A 23,912-nucleotide genomic window follows, 5' to 3' on the forward strand; every position below is an offset into this window, starting at 1 on the left:
GCCCGCCCACACGCGGGGACGGTCAGGCCGAGGATTCCTCGAGGCTGGCGCCGCCCGGCAGAACCGCGACGGTCGTCACCAGCGAGGCGTCCAGCGGCCCCTGATACATGCGCACCTCGTCGACGGCACCGGAGAAGTACTCGCCGGCCGTCTGTCCGGTCAGCTCACGGCCGACCTGGAGGCTCGTCGTGCTGAAGTCCCAGGTGTTGTCCCAGGACGCGTCGGCCACCGCGATGCCGTTGACATACAGCAGGACGTCGCCGAAGACCGCGTTGTAGACCAGCGCGAGGTGGTCACCGGAGGCCGTCGAGCTGGGTGCGTCTTCGTGGTCGAGCAGCGTGGTGGTCACCGGCGTCGCCGAGTCCGCGCTGGTCACCACGAGCTGCCAGTGGTCGCTGGATGCCTGGTACCTGACCTTGATCGCGCTGCCGTTGGTGCCCGCCAGGGACAGTACTGTCTCGTCCCTCGCCGGGTTGGCCGACGCGAGCCGTGCACGGGCCGTGAGAGTGAAGCTGTCCTGTGTGGAGAGCGGTCCGGCGGTGCGAGTGGCGTATGCGTCCGTGCCGTTGAGGACCAGGTTCCCGTCACCCCACAGAGGTGCCTCCGGAGACTCGCAGTCGGGGTCGACCGCGGGGTCGCAGGAGTCGTCCGGCACGTAGATGGAGGCGCCGCCACCAAGGGTGAGCCCAGCCCCGCCGTTCGTCTCGGGCGAGACACCGGCCGTCGCCTGGTCCAGCTGCCAGTAGGCAAGCTGGTGCGGTTGAATGCCGCCGAGTTCCTGTCCCTCCGTCGGGGGGATGACCCGGTCGTGGAGCTTGACGTCGGCAACGCTGCCCTTGAGCTGGTTGACGTAGCCCCCGAGGGAGATCTTCCGCCCGATCTGTAGAGGGCCTGTCGCGTTCCAGGTGGTCTTTCGGGCTTGGACGTCGTCGGCGACCAGTACGCCGTTGACATACAGCATCATCTTGCCGAGCTCGGCGTCGTACACGCCGATCAGGTGCGTCCAGCTGTTGGCGACGGCCTTCGCGCCCGAGACCTTCCAGGTGCCCAGCGTCTCCATGTCACTGACGGGGATGCGGAAGGTCCAGGAGGAGGTGTCCACGTCGTAGCCGAGCTCGAAGCCGGGCTGTCCGGTGCCGTCCTGGCTGACGACGGTCATGTTCTCGGTGGGCAGCGCGGGCAGCATGACCCAGGCGCTCACGGAGAAGGTCTTGCTCGTGTCGACCGCTGGCGCACCCGCGTCGAGGTAGGCGTTCTCGGTGCCGTCGAAGGAGGCCGCGGTGTCGGTCGAGCCGAGGGGGCCCGTGCCGCCGAAGGTCACTCCGGAGCCGGCGGTGGCGTCGGGTGTGCCGCTGCTGCCGGCGGCCTTCGTGGCGCCCTTGGCGTCGCCGAGGGTCCAGCCGGCCACGGGCGCGCGGCCGTCGCTGACCAGGAAGACGTAGGCCGTCGGAGTCTTCTGCGGGTTACCCGCGCCGTCCATGGCGGTGACGTGCAGGGTGTAGGAGCCCTCGCTCGGCGGCATCCACCGCACGGTGATCGGCCCGCCGGTGGCCGCGGGTGTCACCTTCTTCTTCGTGGTGTCGGCCTGCGGGCCGGTGAAGTAGTACGAGTACGCCGTCACGTCGGAGGACGGCGAGTCCATGGTGAAGGAGCCGTAGTCACCGACGCCCGTGTGCCAGGCGTCATCGGCTGGGTAGTGCGCAGACGTGATGACGGCGGACTTGGGCTTGGAGGCGTCGTAGATGAACTCGCAGCGGGTCTGGTCGCCGTCGGTGGACCAGGGGCCGTAGGCCTGCTGGTCGTAGCCCTGGACCTGCCAGGCGATGGTGACGTTCTGCGGGATGGAGAAGCCTGGTTGGCCGTCTCCGGTGATGTCGTCGCCCACGGTGTACGTGAACTTGGCCTGTCCGGTCTGGCCAGTGCCCGTGGTCGTCTTCTTGAGAGTGGTCGCGTAGTGGACGACCTCGGTGGTGCCGCTGGTCCACCAGATCTTGAAGCGCGCTTGGAGGCTTTCGCTGTTGGACCCGGTGTCGTTGTGGTCGTAGTCCTTGATGACCGCGGTCAGGGCGGGCGCCTGGGTCACGTAGTGGTCGGTGGCGTGCCCGGACTCGCATGTGTCACCCGGGGACATGCTCAGGTCGCTCTGGGCCGGCTCCAGCGGCGGCCTGTTGTACGTCACCTCGAGGTGCGCGTTGCCGCAGAACCGCTTCCAGTACGACGTGTCCGACTCACTGCCCGCCTTGAGGCGGAAGGTGGTGGTGCCCCAGCTGTCGTCGGCGGCCTTCTGAATGGTGCTGGTCACGCCAAAGCGCACGTTTTGGTTCGTCGAGGTGCACGAACCTGCCGTAGCGGTAGGCGACTTCGTATCGATGGTCTGCTTGGACGAAGGCTGGTTCGACCAGGTGGTGGACGAGCTGATCGCGCTCGCGCCAGTGCTGTTGACCCGGGCCAGCTGCACCTCGCGGGCGCTGGAGCTGTAGGTGAAGGTCTGCGTCACGGCGAACTCGGCACTGATGATGTCCTTGCCCGCGAAGGCCGAGGTCGGGATCGCGAAGAACTGCCGTTTGACGTCGCTCGAGCTGGCGCAGCGGTACGACACGTCGGCGGGGCAACGGCCGACGCCCTCACTGTCGTCGAACTTCCAGAACGAGGTGCCCGAGTAGTACGAGGACACCATGGTCCAGGAGCTGCGGTTGGCGGTCTTGACCACGGGGTCGATGTAGACGGGGTAGACCGTGTCCTTGTCGTTGAGCAGCTCGCTGTCCGGTGTCAAGGTCATCGCCTTCGACGTGACGTCCACGCCGACGTCGGCGACCTGGGCGCCGTCCGGAGGAGTCTGGGTGCTCGTGTCGCCACTGGCCGGCTGGTGGGCGGCGACATGGCTGGAGTCCCACATCACGGGTTGCGGCGCCTCGAAGACGGTGCCGCCGGACCCGGGGTCGGTTGCGGTGAGACCACCGTCACCGGTCTCCTTCAGATCTACCGAGGAGGTACCGAGCGGAAGCCGCAGCTTGTCCAGTTCGGGATTGGCAGCCGCCTCGGCGGTCTTCACGACCAGCACGTGCGAGAAGCCCTCGGCGCTCGCGGTGACCTTGAGGTCGACACCGGGCAGGACGCCCGCGTAGGTGGCGGTGGAGCCGTTGACCTTCGGCTTGGGCAGCTTCTCTGACCAGCCGAAGGAAAGGGCGCGCCCGTCCTTCTGGATCTCGGCGAACGTCGTGTCGCCGCCACCGGAGAACGACATGGAGGACAGCGCGGCCCGGGGAGCGTAGGAGCCGTTCTTCTGCCGGACCAGAGTGGTGTCGATGTCCGTCCACTTCCCGTCGATACGGGTGCGGACGGGCTGGACGTACTCGTCGGTGGTGAACGTGCCGTCGGGGTTGGCGTAGGTGGTGTTGCGTTCGTCGCGCAGGCTGAGGATCTCCACCCGGTGACCGGACTGGTGGGCCGCGTCCCGTGCCGCGTTCGCCGTCAGGGCTGGGGCGCTTTTGGCCGGGTGCGGGCTCTTGGCGGCCGCGGCCGAGGGGCGGCCCTCGGCGGGCGCGGCGCTGAGGCCGGTGGCCAGCAGCGCCGCGAGCGCGGTGACTGCGGCGACGCTACGGCCTCTGCCGCTTCTGCGGGGTTTCATGGTGCGGTTTTTCCTTCTGCCCGAAGTCTGCTGACCGTCGCTCATCCCACCGTTCCGAACGCTTCGCCGACGTCGGGCAGCCCGCCCTGGCCGGGCAGGTAGGTCGTCGTGCCGGTGCTGGTCGTGCCGTCGGTGTCCGTCCACGGCAGGACGTACAGCACGCCCTTCGAGGAGTTGGCCTCCTTGCTGAAGGGCACGCCCACGTAAAGGTTCGTGGTGCCCGAGGCCAACGCCATACCGAGGTAGTCACGTGCCGTGGCCATGCCCGGGAGGCCCGAGCCGCGGGTGAGAAGCCTGTCGTTCGCGCCGATCGCGGAGTCCAGGGGGCGGAAGATCTGGATGGCTCCCGCGTCCATGACGGTGGCTGTGTCCTTGCCGGGGACCCCAACGGCGAGGCGGACGTTGGCGCTCGTGGTGACGACACTGGTGTCTGTGTTGGAGATGGTCACCCGCTGGCCCAGGAAGTCTCCGGCCACCGCGTCTCCTTCGACATCGTCGTCTGTGGCGTCTGCCGCCGACACCTTTGTGACCGTGCCGGCCGGCTGGACTCGCACCACCACGAAGGTGCCCGCGTCCGCCGTGGTTTTGACGTCCTCGCCCGGTGTACCGATGGCGAGGAGGGCGTCGGAGTTGTACGACTGGTCGCTCGGCCGGTAGTTCGTCATGGAGACCGACGTGCCGAAGCCGTCGCCGGCTTCCGGGGTCCCGACACTGATGCTGCTCTGGTCGATGGCCGCCAGAGGAGTGGGCCAGCCGTCGGAGACGGTCTGGCTGAAGATCGCGACATCCCCGGCGAACGCCTGGTCGCCGACCGCCTCGCCGGGCAGACCTACAGCGAAGTAACGGTCGGTTCCGTCCAGCGAGTAGCCGAACCGGTCGTTCTCCTCGGTTGACCCGGGCACCCCGGGACTTTCCTCGCTCACCGATACGACTGTCGAGCCGTTCCTGTACTCGACACACCCGGCGTCCACCTTGTTGGAGCCGTTCACCGTGACGTCCTCACCGGGGACGCCGACGATCAGGTAGGGCTTACCGCTCGCGGTCATACCGGCCTTCAGCGCGTACCCGAACCAGTCGTACGCCTCGGTGAGGGTCACGGGGTCGAAGTCTGTCTGGGTGTACTCATCGATCTTCGATCCCGCGCCGATGCCGGTCGGTGTCCCGTGGAAGATATAGATCGCACCGGCGTCGACCAGTCGCTTGCCGTCCTTGGCGATGTCCTCGAAGGGAACACCGACCACCAGGTCCGTGCACCCGTCCCCGTCCGCGTCGTACGACGTGCGTGAGAATCCGAAGCTGTCACCGGCCTCGGGGATCGCGTCCATCCCGGGCAGAGCCTGGGAGATCTCCGAAACACCTTTGCCGCCGCCGAGGACGATCCGCACGAGCCCGGCCTTCTTGACGCCGTCCACCGTGGCGTCCGGGTCCGCTATGACGGTGTCGGTGATGCCGTCGCCGTTGAAGTCGCTGGACGTTCCGCCCGTGCAGCCGACCGCGGTCGCCTGAGGCGCACCCAGCGTCACGACCCCTGTTGCCGTCAGGAGGACGCCGACCGCTGCGGCCAGCACCCCCGTTAGACGTGTACGCGTACGCACACCCCACCCCTAGTTGTTTTGCGAGTTCGCCAAAGTAAGGACGACCTGTGAATCATGTAAAAGATCACTAAATATGAGGCGCTTAAAGAGCGTCAAGGGGAGGCGGGAGCTGGCGCGGGCACGGCGGGCAGGAGCGACACCGCCCATTGGTACCGGGGGCACCCCAATGGGGCAGACGGAAATTTACGCCTGCAAGACCGGCATACCGAGAGTCGTCAGGGGTGGATTCGTACCTGATCGCCCGGGTCTCAGCCGACCGGGCGCGACGACGGCCGGCTGAGGCCAGCGACCTGGGTCAAGGTTTCTTAATGTCCAGGGTCGCGATCGCCGTCTTCGCCACCTCGCGGCCGCGGGCCGTGAAGTCGCCCTGGCCCGGGTAGGAGATGAGGAGCCGGTACATGTCGCCGGACTTGGTGCGGTAGTAGAAGACCTGGAGTTCGCGCTTGCGCGGGTTCTGGCTGTCGTCCGTCGTGTAGTCGACGGTGTTCTGGGCCGCCTGCTCGCCGTGGTACGTGACCTTGTCGTCCGTGTGCGTCCGCGCGCCGCCGGGCATGTCGAGGTCGTAGTCGCCGTCGTTGCGGAACGTCTTGTCGTCGGCGTACATCTGGGCCGGTGCGGTGTGCTCGATGGTGTGCGAGGTGTCCTGGGACTTGCGGGCGAGGTTGACCCTGACCCACAGGGCGCCGCTCTCGTCCTCGTACATCACCCAGTTCTTGTCGCTGTCGTCCTTGCCGGGCCTGATGACGTGGTACGACGCCGGGGTGGCGACCGTGGTGCCGAGCGCGGCCTCCGTCCGCTTCTCGAAGCCGTCGGGCAGCGGGCCCGCGAACGGGTCGGCGAGCACCAGGTAGGCGGCGACCGCCGGCGCGAGCAGCGCCGCGCCGGCGCCGAGCCACGCCCTGGGGCCCATGCGGAAGGTGCGGGCGGGGGCGGCGGGCAGGGGCACCGGGCGGGTGGGCTCCGGGCGTTGGGGCTCCGGCGGCGCCGGCGGCTGGACGGCCTTCTCCAGCAGGGCCCTCACCTGGGCCGCCGTCGGACGGTGGGCCGGGTCCTTCTGCAGCAGGCCGCCCACGGCCTCGGCCAGCGGGCCCCGCACGGACAGCGGTGCCGGGACGGCGTTGAGGACGGACTGCAGCGTGGCCGGGGTGTTGCTGCGGCGAAACGGGGAGACGCCCTCGGTGGCCGTGTAGAGGACCACGCCGAGGGACCACAGGTCGCTCGCGGGGCCGGGACGCTGGCCCAGCACCCGTTCCGGCGCGATGTACTCGGGCGAGCCGACGAAGCCGCCGGTGTCCGTCAGATTGGTCTCGCCCTCGATCTGCGCGATGCCGAAGTCGGTGAGGACGACCCGGTCGTGCCGGCCGAGCAGCACGTTGTCGGGCTTGACGTCCCGGTGCAGGACGCCGGCCGCGTGCGCCGCCTCCAGCGCGCCGAGCACGTGCAGGCCGATCCGGGCGGCCTCGCGCGCATCGAGGGTGCCCTCCTGGAGGGCGGCGCCGAGGGTGCGGCCCCGCACCAGCTCCATCACGATCCAGGGGCGCTCGTCGACGACCGCGACGTCGTACACGTCGACCACGGCCGGGTGGTCGAGGCGGGCCGCCGCGCGGGCCTCGCGGCGCATCCGCTCGAACGCGTTGGCGCGTTCGCGCTCGGGAAGGTGTTCCGGTACGCGCGGCTCCTTGACGGCGACCTCGCGGTCCACCGTCTCGTCCTTGGCCCGCCACACCGTGCCCATGCCGCCGTGCCCCAGCTTGGCGAGCAGCCGGTAGCGACCGGCGATGAGCCGTCCGGCCCCCGGGTCCGCGGGGCGGGAGGGGGCGGGCACGGCGCCCGGGTCCGCACGGTGGGACGTCGCCGCCGCCTGAGGGGGCACCGCCTGAGTGGGCACGGCGTACGGATTCGGCGGCGCGGGCTGCGCGCTCGGCGGTTGCAGAACAAAACTCGTCGTGTCGTCGGCGCCGCGGCCGGATCCCCCGTCACTGCTCATGGTTCATCCATATCGCGCCATGCGCGTCCGAATCCACCGCGGGCACCAACCGGTCACAGACCCGTGACCGAGAAGGTATCAACGGCCACGTCGTAGTACTCCCGGGCCTCCCGCACCTGCCCGACCGGCGCCGAGACCCAGACGTCGTACATCCGGCCGCCCTCCTCCCAGCACAGGTCGTAGGTGTGGCGCGGGCCCTCGGCCGCGGTGTAGCCGTTCCAGGTGAACTCCCAGAGCGTGGCCGGATGTCCGCGGTGGGTGGTCCGGGTGAGCCGGCCGTCGCGGTATCCGGGGTTCGTCCGGGCGCCGTCCTCCGCCTGCCGTTTCATCACCGCCGCGGGGCCGCCCGGCTCGGGGTCGGCGACCTTGATGCCGAGGCGGAAGGTCTGCCCGTCGGACAGGTAGAAGACGCGCTGGCCCTGCGGGCTGCGGGAGAACCCGTCCGGTACGGCGAGGGAGAAGCCAGCGGGGTCCCGGGCGAGGTGGTAACCCGAGGGCACGGTAGGCGGCTTGGCGGCGGTCGGGGAACCGGTGGCGGACCTGGTCACGGTGACCGTCGGGCCCGGGGAGGCGCTGGGGCGCGTGTGCGGGACCTGGGTGCGGCTCGCCGTGGCGCCCGGAGTGCCGCCGCCCCCGTCACCGCCGCGGTCGAACAGCAGCGCCGCCGCCGACACGCCGGCCCCGGCCACGGCGGCGACCAGCAGGGCGGCGATCAGGACACCCCGCGTGGACTGCCGGCCGGTGGGCGGCGGCTCGGCGCGCTGCGGCGCGAGGGCGGTGAGGGCGGGGTGCGGTACGTCGTGCTGGGTCGGGGTGTAGGGCGTGGGATGCGTACGGTCGCCCGTGCCGCCGGACCTCGACGAGGCGCCGCCGTCGCCGGTCTCGGGCGTGTGCCCCGTCTCCAGGAACGCCCACAGCATCCGCTCGGCCTCGGCCGCGTCCAAGCGGCGGTCCGGGTCCCGTTCCAGCAGGCCCCGCACGACGGGCAGCAGCGGCGCGGCCTCGGCGGGTGGCCGGATCTCGGCGGCGACGACGGCGTGCAGGATGCCGCCGAGCGAGTCGCGCCGGAACGGAGACTCGCCGCTGAGCACCGTGCACAGCAGCGCGCCCAGCGACCACAGGTCGGACTCCGGCCCGGTCCGCACCCCGGACATCCGCTCCGGGGCGGTGTACTCGGGCGAGCCGACGAAGGACCCGGTCTCGGTGAGGGTCGTGGCACCGGCGACCTGCGCGATGCCGAAGTCGGTGAGCACCGCGCGGTCGGTGCCGGACTCCATCAGCACGTTGGCGGGTTTGATGTCCCGGTGCAGGACGCCCGCCGCGTGCGCGGTGCGCAGCGCGCTGAGCAGGGCGATGCCGATCCGGGCGGCCTCGATGGCGTCGACGGGCCCGCGTGCGCTGATGCGGTCCGCGAGCGAGCCGCCGTCGACCAGCTCCATCACGATGTACGGCCGCCCGTCGTGCTCCACCACGTCGTGCACGACGATGATGTGCGGGTGCCGCAGCTGGGCGACCGCCCGGGCCTCGCGGAAGGTGCGGTCACGGCGGCGGCGGGCGTCGTCGTCCGCGAGCGCGTCGTCCGGGGCGAGTTCCTTGACCGCCACCTGCCGGCCCAGGACCTGGTCGCTCGCCCGCCACACGACACCCATGCCACCGCGCCCGATCCGCTCCTGAAGGCGGTATCGGCCCGCGATCAGACGGAAGTCGTCCCCCAGGGTCCCCATGAGCCCCATCATGCCGCACCGGACGGATGCCCTCCGGGGATGCGACAGGCCAAGTATGCCTGTGCGAACGCACCGGCGGCGTGCCGCTCCGGTGATCGGGTGGCTTGAATCGCGCTGTCATGTGCATCACGACGCCGCTATTTTCGCCGGATGGGAAACACACTCAAGCGTCTTTCCATCACAGGCGTCGCGGCGGTGGCCATATTCGCGACGACCACGGTGACCAACGCCAGCGCGGCGGGTGGCGGAGCCGCGTGCTCCGTGACCGGCGCATCGGGAAGTCTCACGTTCAGCAACTGGACGGCCCACCACGTGAACATCAGCGGCTGGGTCAAGGACACCGCCGCTGATGGCCACCATGTGGCCATCAGATTCGTTTCCATAGACGACAGCGCCGGATGGGTGACCGAGTGGGCCTGGCATTCCGAATACAGCGGAAAGGGCTCGACTGCCTCGTTCACCACCTACGCGTCACCCAGCGGTGATGCTCTCGACTACATCGGTGCGCAAGTGGCCGTCATGGAAGGGAGCAAGATAGTTCGCGCTTGCACGGACTACGCCTGAGCCCCGCACCGAAGCTCCCTCGCCCTGATCGCCCGGCGATCAGGGCGAGCTTCGTCGCGTCGGCCCGCGGGTCAGGAGCCTCCCCCGGCTGTCCTCTTGGATCAACTTTCCTGGAAGCTGCGCAGCATCCAGCTGAACTGCTTTTGGGTCGTGCCCCAGTCGGCCGCCGGTGAGGCCGCGTAGATGGCGTACTCGGTGCCGTTGCTCTCCATGTACCCGACGTCGATCGCATGGTAGGGCCCCGGAAAGTAGTGCGGCGGATCCTTGGCCAGCGCGTTCCACGTGTACTCCCAGCGGACGCCCGGCAGGTCGCGGAAGAGCTCCTTCTTGAACTTCAGCCGCTTGTAGTCGATCAGCCGCCGTGAGACACGCTGGTCCAGGTTGCTCATGTGCTCGTACGCGGTACGGAAGTCCGGCGCGGTGTCGACGGCGATCCGCACGAGGTGCTTGCCCTTGTCGGGCGAGTAGTCGACCTGCCGCAGGCCGTCCTGGTCGATGGAGACGGACCGCTTCCAGCCCTTGGGCAGGGAGATGCTGAAGCCGAAAGGATCGTGACGGACCTGCCAGTTCGCCGGCACCGCGCCCCCGGGGTCAGGGGTGCTGCTCGCCGAGGGGGTCTGGCCGGAGGACGTACCGGCGTCGCTTCCGCCCTGGTTGTGCCACCGCTGGAAGCCGACGGCCGCGCCTGAGCCCACTACGGCCGCGACGGCGATGACGAGTGCGAGGGTGCGCAGCCGGCGGCGGGGGCGGGGGGCGGCGGGACCGCCGAGGGGGGTACCGACGGGGGTTCCGGTGGGGGCCGCGGCCGTCGGGGCGGTGGTGGAAGGGCTGTGGGGCGCCGTGCCGGTGCCGGGGCCCGCGGTGGTCGGGCCGGTCCCGTGCGGGCCGGTCGCGTATGGGCCGGTCGCGTACGGGCCCGTTGTGTATGGGCCGGTCGCGTACGGCCCTGATGTGCCGCCCGGGCCGGCTGTGCCGCCGGTGCCGCTGAACCCGGCCGCCCCGCGCGAGTCCCCGCGGGTGCCCGTCCCCTGGGTGGGTATGAACGCCTGGGCCGTGCTGGGACGGCGGCCCTCCGCCGCCTCGGCGAGCATCAGCTCCGCCTCCTCCGCACCCGGCCGCCGGTCCGGCTCCTTGCGGAGCAGGGCGGCGATGACGGGTCCGAGCGGACCGGCGTGACGCGGCTCGTCCGCCTCCTCCTCCACGACCGCCTGCATGGTGCCGAGCGGTGAGGTGCGGCGGAACGGTGAGCGGCCCTCGACCGCCGTGTACAGCGTGGCGCCCAGCGCCCACAGGTCCGAGGACGGGCCGGGGTCGTGGCCGCGCACGCGCTCGGGCGCGAGGTAGTCGACCGAGCCGACGACCTCGCCGGTGCGGGTGATGGTGGAGTCGCCCTCTATCTGGGCGATGCCGAAGTCGGTGAGCAGGACCCGGCCGTCCCGGCCGAGCAGCACGTTGCCGGGCTTGATGTCACGGTGCAGCACCCCGGCGGAGTGCGCGGCGCGCAGCGCCCGCAGCACCCACAGCCCGATCCGGGCCGCCTCGCGCGGCTCGACCCGGCCGCGCTCCTTGACCTCGTCGGCCAGCGAGTTGCCCTCGACCAGCTCCATGACGATCCACGGCCGGCCGTCGTGTTCGAGGACGTCGTGCACGGTGACGACGGCGGAGTGGTTGATGCGCGCGGCGGCGCGCGCCTCGGCCCGGGTGCGGGCGAGCAGGACGGCCCGGTCCGCGTCGGAGACGTAGAGCGCGGCGGTCAACTCCTTGACGGCGACCGTCCGGTGCAGCACCTCGTCGTAGGCGCGCCACACCCGGCCCATGCCGCCGCTGCCGATGGAATCGGCGAGCCGGTAGCGGCCCGCGACGAGCAGGCCCTGCATCTGATTCACGTTGCCCCGCAATGCTCTTGACAGGGTCAGACTAAGGACCCGTCACCCGTCAGGGAACAAGCGGGGTACCAAGGTGACAGCACTGTGACGGTTCGCGCCGCCGTACCCGCACGGGCTGTTCAACGCGTGTAGCGGTACGTCGCGGTAGCCTGCTCGTACAGCCGCGTCACCTCGTCCCGCTCGGCCTCCGGGCCGCGGACCTGCACGATGTGGTACCGGCCGTCGAGCAGGATCGCCATGTTGCGCACGAACAGGTCGTGCCCCTGGTCGTCGGTCCAGGTGAACTGGCCCTCCGCCATGGTCCGTCCGCCCACCTCGATGGTGCGCAGTCCGGTCGCCGTGGCCCAGCTGGAGTCGCGGTACGGCCGCAGCTCGCGCTCCTTGTTCCGCTGGTAGGCCATCGGGTCGCCGCCGTACTGCGCGGCGCTGTCCCGGCCCGGGACGACGAGCAGTTCGAAACCGGCGTGCGCGTACACCACCTCGCCGCTGCCGTTCTTCGGGGTGCGGTCCCAGCCCTTGGCCACGGCCACCTTGAAGCCCTCGGGGTCGGTGCGCAGGGTGAAGCCGTCGGCGACGCTGCTGTCGCCCTGCGTCTGCGTCTCGGTGGAGGGGGCGGGGGTGCCGTGTCCGGTCGGGCTGGGGGTCTCCTGCTGCGCGGGCGCCGTGGGGGCCGGGCTCACCTGCCCGGCGCTGCCCGTGCGGTCGCCGTTGCCGTCGCTGTCGTCCTTCGGCATGAACAGCAGGGCGTACGCGACCGCGCCGGCCAGGAGCAGGAGAACGACCAGCAGGAGCGTACGGCCCAGGTGGTGCGGCGAACCCGCGTCCTGGCGGGCCCGCTTGTGCCGTCCGTGCGGACCGGCCGCGGGCAGTCCGGCGCGGCGCCGGCGCACCAGCTCGCCGCGCCGCCGCACGATCGGCAGCCTGCTCGGGTCGGCGGGCGGGACGGGGACGACATGCGCGCCGGCGTCCGGCTCCGGCGCGGACCGCACCAGGCTGCGCAGCCAACCGCGCAGCTCCTCGAACTCCGGGCGTTCGGTGGGGTCCTGACGCAGCAGGGACTCCACGACCGGCCTGAGCGGACCGCACTCCTCGGCGAAGGCGGGCGGCTCGGCGCACACCAGCTGCACCAGCTCGGCCGTCGACTCCTCCGGATACGGCGCGTGCCCCTGCACCGCCCGGAACAGCAGCGCTCCGAGCGCCCACAGGTCGGTGGCGGGCCCGATCGGTGCCGCCAGCTGCCAGTTCTCGTGCACGGACCCCGCCTGCTCGGGCGCCCACCGCTCGGTCACCGGCCCCACGACGGTCATCCGCACCTGCCGGGCCCGCTCGGCCGCGAGCGCTGTGGCGGGCCCGCGCTGCGAGGCACTGGCCGGGAAGCCCGGCCGGGGGGAGGCGGGGGTGAGTTCGGCCGGCGGCACGGGCGCCTTGGACTGGGCGGGGAGAGCGGGCGCGGAGCCACCGGGCCGTGCGGCCGCCTGGACCGGCTGGACCGGGTCGGGGCCGCCGGGCCCGGTGCGCGGGGAGGCGCCGTGCCAGGGAGCCCCTTGCACACCGTACGGATCGGCGATACGCCCCGGAGGCCCGGGCACCGCCCCGGCGGCGTACGACTCCGGCGCCAGACCGTCGGCACGACGCACACCGGAGGGGTACGACTGCTGCGCCCCACCAGACGGATACGGTTGCCGCACCGCCCCGTTCGTTCGCTCCGCGTCGGCGGGATACGCCCGCTGCCCGCCGCCGGTCGGGCCCGCACCGGCCGGATACGGTCGCTGCTCCGTGCCGTCGGCCCAGCCCGCGCCGGGCGGATATAGCTGCTGCACCGCCCCGTTCGTCCGCTCCGCTCCGGTGTCGTCGTCCTCGGTGGAGGGGCGGGCCGCGGGGAGGGCGGCTCGGGTGTTCTGCTGGGCCTCCTGGACGCGGGCCGCGGCGCGGGCGCCCGCCCGGTAGGCGGCGATCGCTCCGGCCCGCGCGGCCCGGATGTCCTCGACGCTGTCGGTCGTGCTCCGGCCCGGCGCACCGGCGCCGCCCGCGCTCGGGGCGCCGCCGGACGTCCCGCTCGCACCCGGCACCGGCAGACCGCCGACGCCCCGTGCCTGGATGGCGGCCCGCCGGGCAGCCTCGGGATCGGATTCGCCCTGCGGTACGGCCCTCCCGGCACCCGGTCCGGCACCGGGTCCGGCGCTCGCCCCACCGCCCGGCCGGCCCGAACCGAGCGCGGCTGCCGGGGACGGGACAGCCGTACCCGAGGGGCTCGGGTACAGGGCGGCTGTACCCGAGGGTGCCTGGCCCGGGGCTGTCGAGCCCCGGCCCGTCGCAGGCGGCGCGCCGCTCGTGCCGTAGCCGCCGAACTCGCCGTGTCCGGCCGCTCCCCCGGCTCCCGGCGCGCCGCCCTCCTCGGGCGGGACCGGGTCGTACCCGCACAGCGCCTCCTCCGCCGCGCCGACCGCGAGGCCGGTCAGCATGACGCGGCCGTCGTCGCAGACGAGGACCGTGCGGGCGGTGATGTTGCGGTGGACCCAGCCGTGTCCGTGCAGGACGCGCAGGGCCATGAGGACGTCGGAGGCGACCTCCGCCGCGCGGTACGGCGACAACGGCTGCTCGGCCAGCAGCGCGGCGAGCGGCCGGGCCGCCACCAGCTCACTGACGACCCACAGGGAGCCGCCCTCCGCGAAGACGTCGAAGACCTGGTCGAGGCGGGGGTGGTCGGGGATGCGGGCGGCCGCCTGCACGGCCTCGACGGCGCGCCGCACCGCCGGGTCGGCCGGCTGCCGGGTCGCGGTCCGCCCGGCGGGACCCGGGCGCGCCCCGCGCTGCCGCGGGGTGAAGCCCTCGGGCAGCCCCTCCGCGTCGAGCACCTCCGCCTCGACGACCTCCGGCAACGGCACCTGCCGGACCAGCACTTCCTGACCGCTGTAGGTGTCGAAGGCGCGGGTCTCGGTGAGTTCGTACTCGTCGGCGGGGGGCAGCGGCAGACGGTAGCGGTCGGCGAGCACCCGACCCGCATAGTCCTCCACGTTGCCTCCCCCGGCCGGCGGTTGGTCACATCCGTTCGCTTCTGGGCCCGTTCCGCCCGTTCCGCATACAGAGTGGATGCGTACGGTCCTCAACCATTCACGATACGTGCCGGAGGCAACCCGCACCGAGGGGATGACGGATTCTCACGCCGTCAACTCCCGACCGGGTCACGCTCACTGCTTGGGCTGGAAGGACTTGGTCAGGGTCCGCCAGGTGTCCTTGCGCAGATCGCCGTGCCAGTGGGCGTCCTTCGCCGTGTACATCAGCGCGTACCCCTGGTGGTCGTTGACGACGAACCCGCGGTCGATGGTGCGGTACGTGGTGCCGCCGTCGACGTAGGTGAACTCCCAGTCGGCGGTGTTCCAGCCCCGGTAGCCGACCTTCTCTATACGGATCCGGTGGTACTGGGAGCGCACCATGTACCCCTCCTGGTTCTTCCAGTCCGCCACCGGGTCCCCCTTGGGCGAACTGGTCCAGGCGACGAGGAGCTTCTGCCCGTCGGGGCCGGTGTACCGGTCGCCGGCCGATCCGGTGGACTGGTACTTCCAGCCCTTGGGGAGCCCGATGGAGTAGCCCTGGGTGCCCCGGTGCGTGGACACCACGGGTGCGCTGCCGCCGTCCTTCGACGAGCCGGACGCGGAGTCGCCGGCGTCGTCCGCGTCCGTGTCCCCGCCCGTGTCCGCGCCCCCCGAACCGGTGTTGGCGGACGCCGAGGAGGAGCCGTCGGCCTCCGTCCCGCCGCCGGAACCCGCCTTGCCGTCGCCCTTGCCTTCGCCCTTGCCGTGGTCCGCCTTGCCGCCCTTGTCCTTCTTGGTGGAGGCGCCGCTGCTCGCCGCGGCCTTGGCGCCGCTGCTCCCCTTGTCGTCCTTGTCGCCGCCGCCGAGGGTCAGGGCCAGCACGGTGCCGATCACCGCGAGGACGACCACCACGGCGATGACGACCAGCGTTCGCTTGGGCACCACGTCGGTCAGCGGCGCCCTCGGCACCTGCCGCGGGGGCAGGTCCAGGTCCGGCGGCGGTACGACGGGCCAGCCCGAACTCGGCTTGGTGGCCCCGGAGTTCGCCGCGCCGGCCGCGCCCGCCGCGCCGACCGCACCGTTGGCACCCTGCGCCGGAGGGGTCGTGGGCCTGCTGGGCACCGCGCCGGCGGCACCCCCACCCGCCGCGCCGGACGAGGACTGGGCCGGCACGCTCGCCTTGCCCGACGTCCGCCCCGGGTTCCCGCTCGCCGTGCCCGAGGCAGCCCCGGATCCGGCGGTCCCCGTCCCCGCCCCCGCCGTACTCCCGCCGCTCTTGGCGCGCGTCAGCGCCGCCGCGCCCGCCGCGCCCGCCGCCTTGCGGACCGAGCGCAGCGCCCCGCGCAGCTTGTCGCCGGCCTCCTCGCCCCGCTTGCCGTCCGGGCCACCGGACTGGGCGGGCAGCGGAACGACCCGCGTGGCGTCCATCGGCTCGGGCTCGGGCGCGTGGAGCACGGTGTTGAGCAGGGCCCGCGCACCGGCGTCGTCCAGGCGCTGGGCCGGGTCCTTGTTGAGCAGGCCGAAGATGACGTCCCGGAGGGGGCCGGCGTTCTTGGGCTCCTCCAGCGGCTCGGTCATCACGGCGGTGAGCGTGGCGATCGCGGAGCCCTTGTCGTACGGCGGCGTTCCCTCGACCGCCGCGTACAGCAGGCCGCCCAGCGACCACAGGTCGGCCGCGGGGCCCGGCTTGTGGCCGCGGGCGCGCTCCGGGGAGATGTAGGAGGGGGCGCCGACGAGCATGCCGGTGGAGGTGATGGACGGGTCGCCCTCGACCTGCGCGATGCCGAAGTCGGTGAGGACGACCCGGCCGTCCTCGGCGATGAGCACGTTGGACGGCTTCACGTCCCGGTGCAGGATGCCCTCGCGGTGCGCGGAGCGCAGGACGTCGAGGATCGCGAGCCCGACCTCGGCGGCCCGCCGGGGCTCCAGCAGGCCGTCCTCGCGGATGGCCTCGGCGAGGGACTTGCCCTCGACCAACTCCATGACGATCCACGGCCGGTCGTCCTCGTCGACGACGTCGAAGACCGTGACCGCGCTGTTGTTGCGGATCCGGGCGATCGCCTTGGCCTCGCGCAGGGTGCGCGTGATCAGGCGCCGCTTCTCCTCCTCGTCGATGTTCGACGGGAACCGCAGTTCCTTGACGGCGACCGTACGGCCCAGGGTTTCGTCCTCGGCCCGCCACACCGTGCCCATGCCGCCGCGGCCCAGTACGTCTCCCAGCCGGTAGCGACCGGCGAGGAGACGACGCTCGCTCTTGTCCTGACGAGTCTCCTGACGGGATGTCCCCGCCCGCTCCGCCTCCGACATGCGTCCCCTCATAACCCGCCCTGACAGAGCCTTCATTGTCCCTCACCCGACAAGTGCCCGACGCCCAGGGTGCCGGGCGCCCGGAGCCGGGTCCGCGCACCCCGGCCGACCCGGTGAACGTGGGGCTCCGGTTGCCGGGATGATGGTGATTCAGGCGCTCTCCTCCCCCCTCCCGCGGCTACAGCGGCTACAGCGGCTACAGCGGCTACAGCGGCTACAGCGGCTACAGCGGGACGATGTCCGGGGCGCCCAGGCGGGCCGCGTCCGCGGTCAGGTCGTCCGGCTGGCGCTGCGACTCGCGTTCGGCCTCGACCCGCTTCTCGTAGTGCTCGACCTCGCGTTCGATCTGGCCCTTGTCCCAGCCGAGGACGGGGGCCATGAGCTCCGCGGCCTCGCGGGCGCTGCGGGTGCCGCGGTCGAAGGTCTCGATGGAGATGCGGGTGCGGCGGGTGAGGACGTCGTCCAGGTGGCGGGCGCCCTCGTGCGAGGCGGCGTAGACGACCTCGGCGCGCAGGTAGTCGTCGGCGGCCTGCAGCGGGGCGCCCAGGGCCGGGTCGCCCGCGATGAGGTCGAGGAGTTCCTCGGCCATGGAGCCGTACCGGTTGAGCAGGTGCTCGACGCGGACGACGTGGATGCCGGTGCGGGCGGCGATGCGGGCCCGCGCGTTCCACATGGCCCGGTAGCCCTCGGCGCCGATCAGCGGGACGTCCTCGGTGACGCAGTCGGCGACGCGCATGTCGAGCCCGTGCACGGCCTCGTCGACGGCGTCCTTGGCCATCACGCGGTAGGTGGTGTACTTGCCGCCCGCCACGACCACCAGGCCCGGCGCCGGATGCGCCACCGTGTGCTCGCGGGACAGCTTGCTGGTGGCGTCGGACTCACCGGCCAGCAGGGGCCGCAGCCCGGCGTACACACCCTGCACGTCGTCGCGGCTGAGCGGCACCCTCAGCACCGAGTTGACGTGTTCGAGCAGGTAGTCGATGTCGGCGCTGGAGGCGGCCGGGTGGGCCTTGTCGAGGTCCCAGTCGGTGTCGGTGGTACCGACGATCCAGTGCCGGCCCCAGGGGATGACGAACAGGACGGACTTCTCCGTGCGCAGGATCAGCCCGGTGGTGGAGTGGATGCGGTCCTTGGGCACGACCAGGTGGATGCCCTTGGAGGCGCGGACGTGGAACTGGCCGCGCTCCCCCACCATGGCCTGCGTGTCGTCGGTCCACACGCCGGTCGCGTTGACGACCTGCTGGGCGCGGATCTCGTACTCCCCGCCGCCCTCCACGTCCTGCACGCGGGCGCCGACCACCCGCTCGCCCTCGCGCAGGAACCCGGTCACGCGCGCGCGGTTGGCCGCCTTCGCGCCGTACGACACCGCCGTGCGGACCAGGGTGGCGACGAAGCGGGCGTCGTCCATCTGGGCGTCGTAGTACTGCAGGGCGCCGACGAGGGCGTCCTTCTTCAGGCAGGGGGCGACGCACAGGGCGTGCCGGCGGGTCAGATGGCGGTGCAGGGGCAGACCGCGGCCGTGTCCGCGGGCCATCGACATGGCGTCGTAGAGGGCGACGCCCGAGCCCGCGTACAGCCGCTCCCAGCCCTGGTGCTGGAGGGGGTAGAGGAACGGCACCGGTTTGACCAGGTGGGGGGCGAGCCGCTCCAGGAGCAGGCCGCGTTCCTTGAGGGCCTCGCGGACCAGGGCGAAGTCCAGCATCTCCAGATAGCGCAGGCCGCCGTGGATCAGTTTGCTGGACCTGCTGGAGGTGCCCGACGCCCAGTCGCGGGCCTCGACCAGGCCGGTGGCCAGGCCTCGGGTCGCCGCGTCCAGCGCGGTGCCGGCGCCGACCACTCCGCCGCCGACCACCAGCACGTCCAGCTCGCGCTCCGCCATCGCCGCCAGTGCCTCGGCCCGCTGCGCCGGCCCCAGAGTCGCTGTCCTCACCGCTGCCTCCCGCTGTCGCGCACCGCTTCTTCCCGGTCCGGTCCCCTTAGGGCCTGTATTGAGTTCCCCGTCTGCCTCCCTCCGGGCGACGACGGGGAACTCAATACAGGCCCTAGGCCCACTCGCCTCCTCCTGCCCAAAGTCCTCCTGTCCAAAGTCTGACCGGGATGCGCGGCTTCAGCCAGCCGCGCCCCCAGCCTGTGGACAACTCACGGGCGACGGCCCGAAAACCCGCGTAACCGCTGGCCCGACACACGAACAGAATCCCGCATAACGGTCATATTTACTCCTAGTCTGACAGTGCACTCGCTCATGCTGTCCACAGCGGTTGCGCACCTGTCCCGCTTCGGTTACTGGGAAGGACGGCCCACGCCATGCCCGCAGATCTCGCCGTCATCGGACTCGGTCCCTACGGCCTGCCACTGGCCCAGGCCGCCGTCGCCGCAGGCATCCCCACCCTCGGGTACGCCACCGGCCCCGAGGCCGGCTCCCTCAGCCCCGCCGAGCTGCGCCGGATGCACGCGGCGGGCTTCCGGCCGACCGACGACCCGGCCCACCTCGGCCGCGTGCGCACCGCCGTGATCTGCGCGCCGACCCCGCGCGGCGCCGACGGCGGGCTCGACCTCGGCCAGGTGGAGGTGGCGGCCCGCGCGCTCGCCGAGCGGCTGCGCCCGCACACCACGGTCATCCTGGAGTCACCGGTGCTGCCGGGCACCACCGAGCGCTTCCTGCTGCCCCTGCTGGAGAAGGGCTCCGGGCTGCGCGCGGGCCGCGACTTCCACCTCGCCTACTCCCCCAGCCGGGCCGACCCCGGCAACCGCGACCACACCCCGTCCCACACCCCGAAGGTCATCGGCGGTCTCACCCCGGCCTGCACCGAGTCCGCCGCCGCGTTCTACGGGCGGCTCACCGACAAGGTCGTCCGCGCGCGCGGGCTGCGCGAGGCGGAGACCGTGCAGCTGCTGGAGACCAACTACCGGCACGTCAACATCGCGCTCGTCAACGAAATGGCCGTCCTCTGCCACGACTTGGGCGTCGACCTGTGGGACGTCATCCGGTGCGCGGAGACCAAGCCCTTCGGCTTCCAGGCGTTCCGCCCCGGCCCGGGCGTCGGCGGCCACGCCGTCCCGCAGGACCTGACCGGGCACGCCGGCGGCACCCTGCGCATGGTGGAACTGGCCCAGCAGGTCAACCACCGCATGCCCCGGTACGTCGTCCAGCGCGCCGCCACCCTGCTGAACGAGCACGGCAAGTCCGCGCGCGGGGCACGTGTGCTGCTGCTCGGCGTCACCTACAAGGCGGACCTCGCCGACCAGCAGGGCACGCCGGCCCAGGAGATCGCCGTACGGCTGATGGAACTCGGCGCCTCCGTCAGCTACCACGACCCGCACGTGGCCTCCTGGAGCGTCCTGGACCGCCCGGTCCCGCGCGCGGACTCCCTCTACGAGGCCGCCGCCGACGCCGACTTGACGATCCTGCTCCAGCAGCACCGCACGTACGACCTCCAGGGCCTGTCGGTGAAGGCCCAACTCCTGCTGGACACGCGCGGGGCGACTCCGACGGGAGCGGCCCACCGGCTCTGACGTCGGACCGGCTCACGCATCAGGCACCCTGGGCCGGTCGCCGTCCGATGTCCCTGGCCGGTCACGAACGGAAAACAGCCGGGGGCGTTGTCGGCCCCGGCTGTTAGTCTCCCCTGGCTCGCGCAGAGCGCGCACACAGTTTGCGCGAGCGCACATCCGTTCGATCATCCAGTTGTACACAGCACGGGGGGACTCCTGTCATGAGCCAGTCATATCCGCCGCAGCAGCCGCAGCAGCCCGGTCCGGCCGGCGCCAACCCGTACGCCCAGCAGCCGCCGGCCGGCGCCCCCGCGCCCTACCCGGCCCAGCCCGGCGCCCCGGCCGCGCCGTACCCCGCCCAGCCGGGCGCCTTCGCGGGCCCGCCGGCGCCGCCCGCGCCGGGCCGGAACAACCTGGCGCTCGGGCTGATCGCGGCCGTGGTCGCCGCGCTCGTGGCCGCTGGGCTGTACGGCGTCGTCATCGGGCTCACCAAGCACGAGATCGGGTGGGCGGCCGTGGGCGTCGGCTTCCTCATCGGCGTCGCGGCGGGCAAGGCGGGCGGCCGGAACCCGGCGGTCGCGATCGCCAGTGCCGTGCTCGCCCTGGGCTCGGTCTACCTCGGTCAGCTGGTCGGGACGGCCATGATCGGCGCCGACGAACTGCATGTCAGCTTCTCCGAGCTGTTCTTCGACCACCTCGATCTCGTCCAGCAGGCCTGGAAGGAGAACGCCGACCCGCTGACCTTCGTCTTCTTCGCGATCGCCGCGTTCGCCGCGTTCTCGGGCACGAAGAAGGCCGCCGCGTAAGGCACGCGTGCACGCACGCGAGAAGGGCCCGGCACCCCAGGGTGCCGGGCCCTCCGCCGTCGTAGCGGCCGTTTCGCGGGTCAGCGCTTGTGCTGGCTGTCCGCCACCGTGACCTCGACCCGCTGGAACTCCTTCAGCTCGCTGTAGCCGGTGGTGGCCATGGCGCGGCGCAGGGCGCCGAAGAAGTTCATGGAGCCGTCCGGGGTGTGGGACGGGCCCGTGAGGACCTCCTCGATGGTGCCGACCGTGCCGAGGTCGACCTTCTGGCCGCGCGGCAGCTCCTCGTTGACGGCCTCCATGCCCCAGTGGTGGCCCTTGCCGGGCGCGTCCGTGGCGCGGGCCAGCGGAGAGCCCATCATCACCGCGTCGGCGCCGCAGGCGATCGCCTTGGGCAGGTCGCCGGACCAGCCGACGCCGCCGTCCGCGATCACGTGCACGTACCGGCCGCCGGACTCGTCCATGTAGTCGCGGCGGGCCGCCGCCACATCCGCGACCGCGGTCGCCATCGGGACCTGGATGCCCAGCACGTTCCGCGTGGTGTGCGCGGCGCCGCCGCCGAATCCGACCAGGACACCGGCCGCGCCGGTGCGCATCAGGTGCAGGGCGGCGGTGTAGGTGGCGCAGCCGCCGACGATCACCGGGACGTCCAGCTCGTAGATGAACTGCTTCAGGTTCAGCGGCTCGGCGGCGCCCGACACGTGCTCCGCGGAGACTGTCGTACCGCGGATGACGAAGATGTCCACGCCCGCGTCCACGACCGCCTTGGAGAACTGGGCGGTGCGCTGCGGGGAGAGCGCGGCCGCCGTGACCACGCCGGAGTCGCGCACCTCCTTGATGCGCGCGCCGATCAGCTCTTCCTTGATGGGGGCCGCGTAGATCTCCTGCAGGCGGCGCGTGGCCCGCTCGGAGGGCAGCTCGGCGATCTCGTCCAGCAGCGGCTGCGGGTCCTCGTGCCGCGTCCAGAGGCCTTCGAGGTTGAGCACGCCGAGGCCGCCCAGCTCACCGATGCGGATCGCGGTGGCCGGGGAGACGACCGAGTCCATGGGGGCGGCCAGGAAGGGCAGCTCGAAGCGGTAGGCGTCGATCTGCCAGGCGATCGAGACCTCCTTCGGGTCCCGCGTACGGCGGCTGGGGACGACGGCGATGTCGTCGAAGGCGTACGCCCGGCGGCCGCGCTTGCCGCGCCCGATCTCGATCTCAGTCACGTCTGTGGCCTTTCCCTGATGCGTTGCAGCGTCTTCCAGTATCGCCGACGGGTACGACAGCGGCGGCCCCGGATGCTCCGGGACCGCCGTCGGTTCACGTCCTGCGCGGCGTCACGTGGCGTCACGCGCGCGTGGGCGTCGCGTTCACGCGCGCGTGGGCGTCACTTCTTGCTGCTGTAGTTGGGCGCCTCGACCGTCATCTGGATGTCGTGCGGGTGGGACTCCTTCAGGCCCGCCGAGGTGATCCGCACGAAGCGGCCCTTGGACTCCATCTCCTCGACGGTGGCGGCGCCGACGTAGCCCATGGTCTGGCGCAGGCCGCCGACGAGCTGGTGCAGGACGTTGGCGAGCGGACCGCGGTAGGGCACCTGGCCCTCGACGCCCTCGGGGACGAGCTTCTCGTCGGTGGTGACCTCGGCCTGGAAGTAGCGGTCCTTCGAGTACGACTTGCCCTGGCCGCGGGACTGCATGGCGCCGAGCGAGCCCATGCCCCGGTACGACTTGAACTGCTTGCCGTTGATGAACAGCAGCTCGCCCGGGGACTCCTCGCAGCCGGCGAGGAGGCTGCCCAGCATCACCGTGTCGGCGCCGGCGACCAGCGCCTTGCCGATGTCGCCCGAGTACTGCAGGCCGCCGTCGCCGATCAGCGGGATGCCGGCGGGGCGGGCGGCGAGGGACGCCTCGTAGATGGCGGTGACCTGGGGGACGCCGATGCCGGCGACCACGCGCGTGGTGCAGATGGAGCCGGGGCCGACGCCCACCTTGATGCCGTCCATGCCGGCGTCGATCAGCGCCTGGGCGCCGTCGCGGGTGGCGACGTTGCCGCCGACCACGTCGACGTTCACGCTGGACTTGATCTTCGCCATCCAGCTCAGGGCGTTGCTGTTGTGGCCGTGCGAGGTGTCGACGACCAGGAAGTCCACACCGGCCTCGGCGAGGCCCTGGGCGCGCTCCAGCGCCTCCGGGCTGGCGCCGACGGCGGCACCGACGAGCAGCCGGCCCTCGGCGTCCTTCGCGGCGTTGGGGTACTTCTCTGCCTTGACGAAGTCCTTGACCGTGATCAGACCCTTGAGGACGCCGTCACCGTCCACCAGGGGCAGCTTCTCGATCTTGTGCTTGCGCAGCAGCTCCATGGCCTCGGGGCCGGAGATGCCGACCTGGCCGGTGACCAGCGGCATCGGGGTCATGACCTCGTGCACGCGCCGGGTGCGGTCGCTCTCGAAGGCCATGTCGCGGTTGGTCACGATGCCGAGGAGCTTGCCGGCCGGGTCGGTGACGGGGACACCGCTGATGCGGAACTTCGCACACAGCGCGTCGGCCTCGGCGAGGGTGGCCTCCGGGTGCACGGTGATCGGGTCGGTGACCATGCCGGACTCGGACCGCTTCACCAGGTCGACCTGGTTGACCTGGTCCTCGACGGAGAGGTTGCGGTGCAGCACGCCGACGCCGCCGAGGCGGGCCATCGCGATCGCCATGCGGGACTCGGTCACCTTGTCCATCGCCGCCGACAGCAGCGGGATGTTCACCCGGACATTGCGGGAGATACGGGACGAGGTGTCGGCCGCGTTGGGGAGCACCTCGGATGCGCCCGGCAGCAGCAGCACGTCGTCGTAGGTCAGCCCGAGTGTCGCGAATTTACCGGGCACTCCGTCGACGTTTGCAGTCATGACACCTTCCCCATGGCCT

Annotated in this window: 13 protein-coding genes; 3 read left to right on the plus strand and 10 right to left on the minus strand. The window is 71.9% G+C overall.

The annotated features are described in order from the left end of the window. Positions 1–22 precede the first annotated feature (22 nt). From DBP14_RS12620 to DBP14_RS12635, 4 genes are all read right to left on the minus strand, one after another. A complete protein-coding gene (locus DBP14_RS12620) occupies positions 23–3,628 on the minus strand; it encodes a LamG-like jellyroll fold domain-containing protein (RefSeq protein WP_129307337.1) in 3,606 nt (1,201 codons plus the stop codon). A gap of 41 nt (positions 3,629–3,669) precedes the next feature. Then, a complete protein-coding gene (locus tag DBP14_RS12625) occupies positions 3,670–5,223 on the minus strand; it encodes an integrin alpha (protein WP_206739259.1) in 1,554 nt (517 codons plus the stop codon). A 295-nt stretch (positions 5,224–5,518) separates the two neighbouring features. Beyond that, entirely contained in the window at positions 5,519–7,210 is a 1,692-nt protein-coding gene (locus DBP14_RS12630) for a serine/threonine-protein kinase (protein ID WP_129307338.1), read from the minus strand. A 53-nt stretch (positions 7,211–7,263) separates the two neighbouring features. Then, complete coding sequence (locus DBP14_RS12635; RefSeq protein ID WP_129307339.1) at positions 7,264–8,934, minus strand: serine/threonine-protein kinase; 1,671 nt, start codon at positions 8,932–8,934, stop codon at positions 7,264–7,266. A 150-nt stretch (positions 8,935–9,084) separates the two neighbouring features. Here DBP14_RS12635 and DBP14_RS12640 point away from each other — a divergent pair, with 150 nt between their 5' ends. After that, a complete protein-coding gene (locus DBP14_RS12640) occupies positions 9,085–9,498 on the plus strand; it encodes a hypothetical protein (RefSeq protein ID WP_129307340.1) in 414 nt (137 codons plus the stop codon). A 101-nt stretch (positions 9,499–9,599) separates the two neighbouring features. Here DBP14_RS12640 and DBP14_RS12645 read toward each other — a convergent pair whose 3' ends face one another. The 4 genes from DBP14_RS12645 to DBP14_RS12660 all read right to left on the minus strand — a co-directional run bounded on the left by DBP14_RS12645 (position 9,600) and on the right by DBP14_RS12660 (position 18,653). After that, entirely contained in the window at positions 9,600–11,375 is a 1,776-nt protein-coding gene (locus tag DBP14_RS12645) for a serine/threonine-protein kinase (protein WP_129311824.1), read from the minus strand. Between the two features lie 128 nt (positions 11,376–11,503). Further along, complete coding sequence (locus tag DBP14_RS12650) at positions 11,504–14,398, minus strand: protein kinase (protein WP_129307341.1); 2,895 nt, start codon at positions 14,396–14,398, stop codon at positions 11,504–11,506. A gap of 174 nt (positions 14,399–14,572) precedes the next feature. Further along, a complete protein-coding gene (locus DBP14_RS12655; RefSeq protein ID WP_129307342.1) occupies positions 14,573–16,723 on the minus strand; it encodes a serine/threonine-protein kinase in 2,151 nt (716 codons plus the stop codon). 223 nt (positions 16,724–16,946) lie between these two features. Beyond that, positions 16,947–18,653: a glycerol-3-phosphate dehydrogenase/oxidase gene (locus tag DBP14_RS12660; protein ID WP_129307343.1), complete on the minus strand. Its 1,707-nt coding sequence runs from the start codon at positions 18,651–18,653 to the stop codon at positions 16,947–16,949. A 374-nt stretch (positions 18,654–19,027) separates the two neighbouring features. Between DBP14_RS12660 and DBP14_RS12665 the strand changes: the two genes are divergently transcribed. Together DBP14_RS12665 and DBP14_RS12670 are read left to right on the plus strand one after the other, a co-directional pair. Beyond that, a complete protein-coding gene (locus DBP14_RS12665) occupies positions 19,028–20,236 on the plus strand; it encodes a nucleotide sugar dehydrogenase (protein WP_129307344.1) in 1,209 nt (402 codons plus the stop codon). A 200-nt stretch (positions 20,237–20,436) separates the two neighbouring features. After that, positions 20,437–21,021, plus strand: a complete 585-nt coding sequence (locus DBP14_RS12670; protein WP_129307345.1) for a hypothetical protein — start codon at positions 20,437–20,439, stop codon at positions 21,019–21,021. A gap of 80 nt (positions 21,022–21,101) precedes the next feature. On the opposite strand, the gene DBP14_RS12675 is transcribed toward DBP14_RS12670, so the two are convergent. Together DBP14_RS12675 and guaB are read right to left on the minus strand one after the other, a co-directional pair. Then, positions 21,102–22,226, minus strand: coding sequence for a GuaB3 family IMP dehydrogenase-related protein (locus DBP14_RS12675; protein ID WP_129307346.1), 1,125 nt, complete (start codon positions 22,224–22,226; stop codon positions 21,102–21,104). A gap of 161 nt (positions 22,227–22,387) precedes the next feature. After that, on the minus strand, positions 22,388–23,893 hold the full coding sequence (gene guaB / locus DBP14_RS12680; RefSeq protein WP_129307347.1) for an IMP dehydrogenase: 1,506 nt from the start codon (positions 23,891–23,893) through the stop codon (positions 22,388–22,390). Positions 23,894–23,912 lie beyond the last annotated feature (19 nt).

It is taken from the genome of Streptomyces sp. L2, from assembly GCF_004124325.1.
Lineage (GTDB): Bacteria > Actinomycetota > Actinomycetes > Streptomycetales > Streptomycetaceae > Streptomyces.